This window comes from Proteus genomosp. 6 (assembly GCF_040139785.1).
In the GTDB taxonomy this organism is placed as follows: Bacteria; Pseudomonadota; Gammaproteobacteria; order Enterobacterales; family Enterobacteriaceae; genus Proteus.
Map to the genome: position 1 here is coordinate 118,226 of NZ_JBEEVJ010000013.1, position 8,932 is coordinate 127,157.

Consider the following 8,932-nt stretch of genomic DNA (forward strand, 5'->3'; position numbering starts at 1 on the left):
CCCTACGTAGGGTACGAGGGCTAAAATAAACCAAGTTGAAAAATATCAATCTTTAATTAGTGTAGTATACGTAACTAAATATACTCATAGTACAAGAATAAAAATATTACTTTTAATTTTAACTGGAATTCTCTTTGTTAATTAATCCGTAAACTTATTACATTAGTTATCAAATAATATGTTTTTGTTTATGTTGAAATAAAATTTAAGTGTAATAATAATTATTAGATTACTTAACTATAAGGGTATTTATGTTCAATCATAGAATAATAAAATGCTTCTTTGGAGTTTGATGCCATCAATCCTTGATATATGCAAAATGGCACTTCATTATACTGATGTTTTTCCCCACATTTGAAATTAATTGCTAATGTTTTACTGTGGTAATCGTAAGCAACAGAGATGATGTTAGACGATGAAATATAAATTTTATCCATTAGAGTAAGCTCTATTAGGTAAATGTAATAAATGAAAAATAGGTTTTTGACCTTAGCTATTGTTAATCTTAGTAGAAATATTAAATTAGTTTTATGTGATAATGGAAAAGTAATGGAATTTATTATTTGTGTGAAGTTAATCACAATAAAGATATGGAATACTTAGAATAAAAAAAGCCCAGCATTAAGCATGGGCAAACTAACAAGATGTCAATCAAAGTATAGCGATGTTTGTTTAGTATAGATTAAATAAGTGTATATACCAGTTTACTGTTGTTAATTATCTAATTTTAATTAATTGACATAAAACAAGATGACTATACAGGGGTAAACTGGGCAGAGACTGAATTAATAGGGCAATTACTAATAGAGCGCTATTTAGGAAATTATTTAGTAGGTAGTTACCAGATCTCTTCATCAGCGGAGTATGGTTAAAAAAAAGGCCCTAAAGGGCCAAACACAAAAAGGCATGAAAAATAATCAATCAAAGTGTGAGTACAAATACTACATTAGAAAAATATTAAATAAAGTAACAAAGTGTAAGAATAAAAAAATACTTCTCCGTAAATTAAATTTAAGTAAAAAAAAGCCCACATACATGGGCAAAACTAACGAACCACAAAGTAATAGGGGGGAGAGATATTCTTTTAGTATAATCAAAGAAAGGAGAAATACTATTTTAATGTTATTAAATATTTTGTTTTATGTTAATCATTTGAATCTATGTTACTGAACCTGTTAGGTGTTATGTAGCTGGCATTATTGAGTTAATACAAAAATAAAAGTTAAACACCAAATGTGCCTCAAGTTATGAATGAACTAAATAACAGAACGTGGTGCAGTCAGAAGTAAAGTCGGGAAATCCCGCCTTTAAAATCAAAGGGGATTATCCTCCTCTTTAAAATGGCAAATATCTGCCCTTTAAATTATAGGAGATAACATGCCACCTCGCATACCTCGCGCATGTCGTAAACAGGGATGCGCCAAGACAACAACAGAACGTAACGGTTACTGTGAAGAACATCAGAACTTAGGATGGGAAACCCACCAGCGCGGTAAGTCTCGTCATCAACGTGGTTATGGTACCCAATGGGATAAGTTACGAGCACGTATACTCAAGCGTGATAAGTATCTCTGTCAAGAATGCCTAAGATCAGGACGAGCCACCGAAGCGAAAACAGTGGACCATATCATTGCCAAAGCACATGGGGGTACCGATGATGATAGTAACCTGCAAAGCCTGTGCTGGTCCTGTCATAGAGCTAAGACAGCAAAGGAAAGAATAAAATGACGCAAGATGAGCAGACCTTACTTATGTTTAAAGGGTTGGTTGCTGAACTTCCCGAACAAAGCAAAGTGAAGGTTGAACATTGTATTACTGAAATAAAAAAGTTACTGACTAAATACCCTGATGGTGAAGCATTGCTTGCTGTGGGCTATATCGGTGCAGAACAGCAGATGAAAGGTAATCTTGGTCAAGGATAACAGTGCCATTCCTCATAGGGGAGGGGCGGGTCAAATCCCTACCACTCTCGCCACCTAGGACCGCCCCCTTACCTCTTTTCACATCACCGCAGGTTAGAAAACTTTTTTTGGGGAACCCCAAGCGATTATTGATAGGAGATTTCTATTATGGCTGGACCGCCTAAAACCCCGTCACATCTGCAATTAGTGAGGGGGAACCCATCAAAACGACCGATTAATAAAAAAGAGCCAAAACCGCCCAAAGGGGTACCCCCAACTCCGAAGCATTTCACTAAGCAAGGTAAGTATTGGTTTAAGCGTATTGCTGAAGAACTTGATGCAATGGGTGTCATGAGTCAGATGGATGCCAAGGCATTGGAGTTACTCGTCGAAGCTTACACTGAATATCGACATCATTGTGATGTTCTCGATGAAGAAGGCTATACCTACAAAAACAATACAGAAAGTGGATTGATGATAAAGGCGCATCCATCCGCTGCAATGAAGGCCGATGCATGGAAACGTATTCGCGCCATGTTAAGTGAATTTGGTATGACTCCCGCTTCTCGAGCAAAAGTCACTATGAACACTCCTGCCGAAGAAGATCCTTTTGAGGCATTTTTGAAAAAGCGCAAATGATGAATGGCAATCGTAGCAGATGGAATTCAGTACGCCGAACAGGTGGTTGCTGGAGAAATTGTTGCGTGCGAACTGGTACGTTTAGCGTGCCAACGGTTCTTGAATGATTTAGAGCATGGGCCTGAGCGTGGCATCTATTTCATTGAAGATCGCGCACAGCACATACTCGATTTTTATAGTTTTATTCCTCATGTCAAAGGAGCATTAGCTGGTAAACCCATTGATTTAATGCCTTGGCATGTATTTATCTTAATTAATATTTTTGGTTTTGTTATTCCGTTAATTGATGAACAAACGGGTAAAGAAGTTGTGGATGAAGACGGTGATATTGTCTTTGTTCGTCGTTTTCGCACAGCTTATAACGAAGTTGCACGTAAAAACGCAAAATCCACATTGTCATCAGGTATTGGGCTTTATATGACTGGTGCTGATGGTGAGGGCGGTGCTGAAGTTTACTCTGCAGCCACGACACGTGATCAGGCTCGTATCGTATTTGAAGATGCGAAGAACATGCTGAAGAAGTCCAAAGCGACACTAGGCCGTTTATTTGAATTTAATAAACTCGCTATCTATCAAGAAAGAACCGCCTCTAAGTTTGAACCGCTTTCTAGTGATGCCAACAACCTCGATGGTTTAAACATTCATTGCGGTATTGTTGATGAATTACATGCACACAAAACTCGTGATGTGTGGGACGTATTAGAAACCGCCACTGGTGCGCGTCTGCAGTCTCTTCTTTTTGGGATCACCACAGCCGGCTTTAATAAAGAGGGGATTTGTTACGAACTGCGGGATTACGGTATTAAAGTGCTTCGTGGACAAGTGGATGATGACTCGTTTTTCGCGATTATTTATACCTTAGATAAAGACGATGATCCTTTTGATGAAACCGTGTGGCAAAAAGCAAATCCGGGTCTCGGTGTTTGTAAGCGCTGGGATGATTTACGCCGTTTAGCCAAGAAAGCCAAAGAGCAGGTTTCGGCACGGATTAACTTCTTTACCAAACACATGAATATTTGGGTCACGGCTGAATCTTCATGGATGGATATGATGAAGTGGGATGATGCGCCTCAATTAGCACCTAAACAAGAATTACAAACTTATCCGTTATGGGTCGGCGTTGACCTTGCCAATAAAATTGATATTTGTGCAGCTGCTAAAGTATGGAAACAGCCCGATAACGGTCATGTTCATGCTGATTTTAAGTTTTGGTTACCCGAAGACCGGCTTGAGCGTTGCTCTAAACAAATGGCAGAACTTTATCGCAAATGGGCTGGTATGGGGTATCTCGAATTAACCGATGGTGAAGTTGTTGATCATGCTCAAATTAAAGAAGAAATCATCGAATGGGTGACGGGCGAGAACTTAAACGAACTGGGTTTTGACCCATGGAGTGCGACACAATTTAGTTTATCACTGGCTGAAGAAGGGTTACCCCTTGTAGAGGTTGCTCAAACGGTGCGTAACTTTTCTGAATCCATGAAAGAGATTGAAGCACTGGTTTATGCGGGTAAGTTTCATCATAGCCAACACCCGGTTATGAACTGGATGATGTCGAACGTCACGGTTAAACCGGATAAAAATGACAATATTTTCCCTAATAAATCCACACCCGAAGCCAAAATTGATGGTCCTGTGGCGCTATTTACAGGCATGAGTCGATTATTGGTGAATGGTGGAGATCAGGAACAAAACCTCTCTGATGTCCTCGCTTCTCGAGGCTTACGCTCTCTCTAAGGAAATTTAATGAAATTTTTAACAATAACAGCCTTATTGGTTGGGATTGCGGGTGCCTTTTTGTTGTCATGGGGCGCTTGGTTAATCTACCTACCGATGGGCTATATTTGCGCGGGTTTATTGTGCCTTTTATGGTCATACCTTGTTTCAAGAGCGCTTGGACAACCTAGAAATAACAAGGAGGAATAATGTTTTTCCCTGGGTTATTTCAGAAATCTCAGAAAGAGATGACCTCATCAGAACTGAGTGAGTTAATTGGATTGTCTTATGACACTTATTCTGGTCGAAGAGTGAGTACACAACTCGCTATGCAACTGACTTCTGTATTTAGTTGTATTCGTGTTCTTGCAGAATCGGTTGGGATGTTGCCATGCTCTTTATATGAACAATTAGAAAGAGGAAATAAACGCGCCACCAAAGAACGGTTACACAAATTACTGGCGGTTAAGCCCAATAATTACATGACACCACAAGAGCTTTGGGAATTATTAATTGCCTGTTTGTGTTTAAGGGGGAATTTTTATGCTTATAAGGTGTACGCCTTAGGCGAAGTGGTTGAATTACTACCTCTCGATCCTAGTTGTGTCACGCCAAAATTAAATAGCCAATGGGAGCCTGAGTATCAGGTGACATTTCCAAATGGTAAAAGTGAAACACTGACACAGCAAGAAATCTGGCATGTGCGGATTTTTACTCTTGATGGTTTAGTGGGATTAAGTCCGATCGCCTATGCACGTCAAGCCATTGGTTTAGGATTAGCCACCGAAGAGCATGGTTCGCGTTTATTTGGAAACGGTGCGGTGACAAGTGGTGTATTACAAACGGATCAATATCTAAAAGATGATGCTTACGAAAGACTGAAATCTGACTTCGGTGAACGGCACCAAGGGTTAGCCAATGCACACAAACCGATGATTTTAGAAATGGGGTTGAAGTGGCAACAAATCAGTTTATCGGCTGAAGATGCGCAATTTCTTGAAACACGAAAGTTTCAGTTAGAGGAAATTTGCCGTATTTTTCGTGTTCCCCTTCACATGGTGCAAAACACCGATCGCGCCACATTCAATAACATTGAAAACTTGGGTATTGGTTTTATTAACTACTCACTTGTTCCCTACCTTATTCGTATAGAGCAACGTATTAATGCAGGGCTAGTAAAAGCCAGTAAGCAAGGGACTTTTTATGCCAAATTTAATACTGGCGCTTTATTACGTGGTGATATGAAATCGCGATTTGAAGCCTACTCAACAGGCATTAACTGGGGGATTTATTCGCCTAATGAATGTCGTGAACTCGAAGAGTTAAATCCGCGTGAGGGTGGCGATATTTATCTCACGCCGATGAACATGACTACTAAGCCAGAAACCCAAAAACAAGAGGAGAAAGCGCATGCCGATGACGACCAAACAACGGCTTGATGTGCCATTGAAAATTAAGTCTGTTAGTGACTCTGGCGAGTTTGAAGGCTACGGCTCCGTTTTCGGGGTAAAAGACAGTTATGCCGATATTGTGATGCCGGGGGCTTTTCTTAATTCCCTGAGTCAGTGGAAAGAAAAAGGTTCATTACCCGCCTTACTTTGGCAACACCAAATGGCTGAGCCTATTGGTATTTATACCGAAATGAGAGAAGACAGCACCGGACTCTATGTAAAAGGTCGCCTGTTAATTGATGACGATCCTTTATCTAAACGTGCACATGCTCATATGAAGGCCGGATCACTCTCCGGCCTTTCTATTGGTTACATTCTTAAAGATTATGAATATGACCGCAGTAAAGATGCCTTTCTACTGAAAGAAATCGACCTATGGGAAGTCAGCTTAGTGACATTTCCTTCCAATGATGAAGCGCGAGTCAGTGATGTGAAGTCGGCATTTGCTCGTGGTGAATTACCCACACAAAAAAGTATTGAGCGAGTCCTGCGCGATGTTGGGCTTTCGCGAACACAAGCCAAGGCTTTTATGGCCAAAGGCTACGATGCACTTTCTCTGCGTGATGTTGAGCAAGAAGCATTAGAAACATTGAAATCTATTTTTAAATAATAAAGGAAAAATTATGGCTATTGATCATAAAGACGTTAGTGAAGTTGCGCAGGAATTAAAAGGTCAGTTTGACGAATTTAAAAAGTCGAATGATAAACGTATCGATGCGATTGAAGCTGAAAAAAGTAAGTTATCAGCAACCGTTGATACCTTAAATGAAAAATTATCAGAGTTGGATGAATTAAAAAGCAATTTAGAAGCGGAACTTGCTTCAGTAAAACGTCCAGATGGTAACGTGACGAATAAAGATGTCTCTGAGCATAAAACCGCGTTTGAATTATTTGTGCGTAAAGGTACAGATGATGGGCTTGCGGAATTAGAGCGTAAAGCAATGCAGGTCGGTTCAGATCCTGACGGCGGTTATGCCGTACCCGAAGAACTGGATCGTAATATTATTACGGCATTGCGTGATGAAGTGGTTATGCGCCAAGAGTGTAATGTGATTACGGTTGGGACAGAGAAGTTTAAACGCCTGATTAATCAAGGTGGCACAAATAGTGGTTGGGTCGGTGAAGTGGATAAACGTCCTGAAACCAGCACATCAAAACTCGCGTCTATTGAACCGTTCTGGGGTGAAATCTATGGTAACCCTGCTGCAACTCAAACCATGCTTGATGATGCCTTTTTTAATGTTGAGCAATTCATCACCAGTGAGTTAGCCACAGAATTCGCGGAGCAGGAAGAAGCGGTATTTACCCACGGTGACGGTATTAAAAAGCCTAAAGGCCTGCTGGCATACGGCAGTGACGATAAAGGCGATAAAGAACGTGAATGGGGTAAGTTACAGCATTTGTTATTGAAAAAACCGACAGAAATCACGGCGGATGAAGTCATGAAATTAATTTATACCATGCGAAAAGTGTATCGCACAGGTGCTAAGTTTATGATGAATAACAATACATTATTCCAAGTTCGCACACTGAAAGATGCTCAAGGTAATTACTTGTGGCAACCCGGTCTGCAATTAGGGCAACCTTCTGCATTATTAGGGTATGGCATTGCAGAAAATGAGCAATTTTCTGATGTATCAGCTGACGCTGTGCCGATTGCTTTTGGTAACTTCAACCGCTGTTACACTATTCTTGATCGTATTGGTGTCCGTATGTTACGTGACCCATACACCAACAAACCGTTTGTACATTTCTATACGACGAAACGCGTTGGCTCTATGTTGGTTGACAGTAATGCTGTGAAGTTACTGAAAGCTGGAGCCACTAAATAATCTGAGTTTATGTATCTCAGTTTCATATATACCGCTTAATTGCGGTTTTTTTGTGCCTGCGATCGGGATAGGTCGCAGGATTTATTGGAGGTTTCATGGCATTTCCAACTATCGATGAATTGAAACGCCAATGTTATATCGATGGTGATCAGGATGATGATTTGCTTCAACAAAATCTATCGTCGGCAATAGCCGAAGTGGAAAGATTAACAAACCGAAAATTGTATGATGATGAAATACCTGAAAGTGATCATTATGGCTTACTTCTTTCCGAAGATATAAAAATAAGGCTCATGCAAATGGTTGGTTTTTGGTATGAGAATCGTGAAGGTCAATCACTCCCCGAGTCGCTATGTAATGCATTGCGTGAATATCGTATCAGACCCATGCGAGGGCAATCATGAAAGCAGGAAGATTGCGCCAAACTGTCATATTTCAACAGAACGTACCCATTAAATTACCTTCAGGGCAACTTAAAAAAGAGTGGGTTGATATCGCTTCAGTGCGATGCGGAGTAAAACATCTTTCTGGTCGTGAGCTGATATCCGCTAATGCTGAAATGTCAGAGGTTACTGTTAGAGTGTGGATGCGTTATCGACCCGATATTAACAGTACCTGCAGAATGGTTTGGCGTGAGCAAATTTATGACATTCAGTCAGTCATTCCTGATGAGAAATTGACTCGATTAGAATTGCTATGCAAACAAGGAGTTAAACAATCATGAATTTGGATTTCTCCGATCTACTCGACTTATCAAGAGAGTTAGATGTTTTAAGCCGAGCTGAAAGTCATCAAGCGATGCGAAAAGCAACCAATGCGGCCGCAACGTTATTACGTGATGAAATCAGAACGTCCGCACCACGAAAGACGGGAAAATTAGCACGAAATATAGTGACTCGTAATCACAGAATGCGCAATAAAGGTGAGGTTTCTTCGGGCGTTTATGTTCGAGGGAGTAACGCATCAGGCACAAACAGTGATACCTCTATGAAAAGTGATCATCCTAATAATGCCTTTTATTGGCGCTTTCTTGAAGAGGGCACTTCTAAAATGGCGCCAAGACCTTTTATACGTCCCACTTTTGATCGTGAATCGGATAAGGCAGCCAATTTAGCCATTAGCGAATTAAATAGAGCGATTGATGAGGCGCTAGGAAAATGACAGAGGCGGATATCTACGCAATTTTATCACCTGTATTACCTGATAAAGTTTTTCCGTATGTTGCTCCACAATCAAACCCTGCAATAACAGCGCCTTGGTGTGTCTTCTCTTTGTACGATGTCAAAGGCGATGTACTGAAGGGGCAAGCCGAAACAATGACGAATATTCAGGTTGATGTTTATGCCGATACGATTGATGAGGCGAGAACGCTTCGCTTGTTATTTGCTAATGC

General features: G+C 40.5%; 13 protein-coding genes. 12 read left to right on the top strand and 1 reads right to left on the bottom strand.

Annotated features, from left to right (window positions below; all coding sequences use genetic code 11):
* Nucleotides 1–233 precede the first annotated feature (233 nt).
* Nucleotides 234–437: a KTSC domain-containing protein gene (locus tag ABN212_RS18910; RefSeq protein ID WP_036904935.1), complete on the bottom strand. Its 204-nt coding sequence runs from the start codon at nucleotides 435–437 to the stop codon at nucleotides 234–236.
* Between the two features lie 940 nt (nucleotides 438–1,377).
* Between ABN212_RS18910 and ABN212_RS15670 the strand changes: the two genes are divergently transcribed.
* From ABN212_RS15670 to ABN212_RS15725, 12 genes are all read left to right on the top strand, one after another.
* Nucleotides 1,378–1,728 carry an HNH endonuclease gene (locus ABN212_RS15670; protein ID WP_109850080.1) on the top strand — a complete coding sequence of 117 codons (351 nt, stop codon included), beginning with the start codon at nucleotides 1,378–1,380 and terminating at the stop codon, nucleotides 1,726–1,728.
* The gene (locus tag ABN212_RS15675; protein WP_109850079.1) at nucleotides 1,725–1,922 is read left to right on the top strand and encodes a hypothetical protein; all 198 of its coding nucleotides are present in this window, start codon (nucleotides 1,725–1,727) and stop codon (nucleotides 1,920–1,922) included. Before ABN212_RS15670 ends, ABN212_RS15675 begins: the two co-directional genes overlap by 4 nt.
* Before the next feature lie 147 nt (nucleotides 1,923–2,069).
* Nucleotides 2,070–2,540: a phage terminase small subunit P27 family gene (locus tag ABN212_RS15680; protein WP_099660116.1), complete on the top strand. Its 471-nt coding sequence runs from the start codon at nucleotides 2,070–2,072 to the stop codon at nucleotides 2,538–2,540.
* Between the two features lie 3 nt (nucleotides 2,541–2,543).
* Nucleotides 2,544–4,277 carry a terminase large subunit gene (locus tag ABN212_RS15685; protein WP_349443399.1) on the top strand — a complete coding sequence of 578 codons (1,734 nt, stop codon included), beginning with the start codon at nucleotides 2,544–2,546 and terminating at the stop codon, nucleotides 4,275–4,277.
* Nucleotides 4,278–4,286: 9 nt separating this feature from the next.
* A complete protein-coding gene (locus tag ABN212_RS15690; protein WP_088495902.1) occupies nucleotides 4,287–4,466 on the top strand; it encodes a hypothetical protein in 180 nt (59 codons plus the stop codon).
* A complete protein-coding gene (locus ABN212_RS15695) occupies nucleotides 4,466–5,695 on the top strand; it encodes a phage portal protein (protein WP_023582514.1) in 1,230 nt (409 codons plus the stop codon). The genes ABN212_RS15690 and ABN212_RS15695 overlap by 1 nt, the downstream gene beginning before the upstream one ends.
* Nucleotides 5,673–6,317, top strand: coding sequence for an HK97 family phage prohead protease (locus tag ABN212_RS15700; RefSeq protein ID WP_180273015.1), 645 nt, complete (start codon nucleotides 5,673–5,675; stop codon nucleotides 6,315–6,317). Before ABN212_RS15695 ends, ABN212_RS15700 begins: the two co-directional genes overlap by 23 nt.
* A gap of 13 nt (nucleotides 6,318–6,330) precedes the next feature.
* Complete coding sequence (locus tag ABN212_RS15705) at nucleotides 6,331–7,539, top strand: phage major capsid protein (RefSeq protein WP_349443400.1); 1,209 nt, start codon at nucleotides 6,331–6,333, stop codon at nucleotides 7,537–7,539.
* 95 nt (nucleotides 7,540–7,634) lie between these two features.
* Complete coding sequence (locus ABN212_RS15710) at nucleotides 7,635–7,943, top strand: head-tail connector protein (RefSeq protein WP_023582511.1); 309 nt, start codon at nucleotides 7,635–7,637, stop codon at nucleotides 7,941–7,943.
* Nucleotides 7,940–8,263, top strand: a complete 324-nt coding sequence (locus ABN212_RS15715; protein ID WP_198626555.1) for a phage head closure protein — start codon at nucleotides 7,940–7,942, stop codon at nucleotides 8,261–8,263. Before ABN212_RS15710 ends, ABN212_RS15715 begins: the two co-directional genes overlap by 4 nt.
* On the top strand, nucleotides 8,260–8,700 hold the full coding sequence (locus ABN212_RS15720; RefSeq protein ID WP_023582509.1) for an HK97-gp10 family putative phage morphogenesis protein: 441 nt from the start codon (nucleotides 8,260–8,262) through the stop codon (nucleotides 8,698–8,700). Before ABN212_RS15715 ends, ABN212_RS15720 begins: the two co-directional genes overlap by 4 nt.
* Nucleotides 8,697–8,932 (top strand): hypothetical protein (locus tag ABN212_RS15725; RefSeq protein WP_349443401.1); only part of this gene is annotated, 236 nt, incomplete at its 3' end. The genes ABN212_RS15720 and ABN212_RS15725, both read left to right, overlap by 4 nt.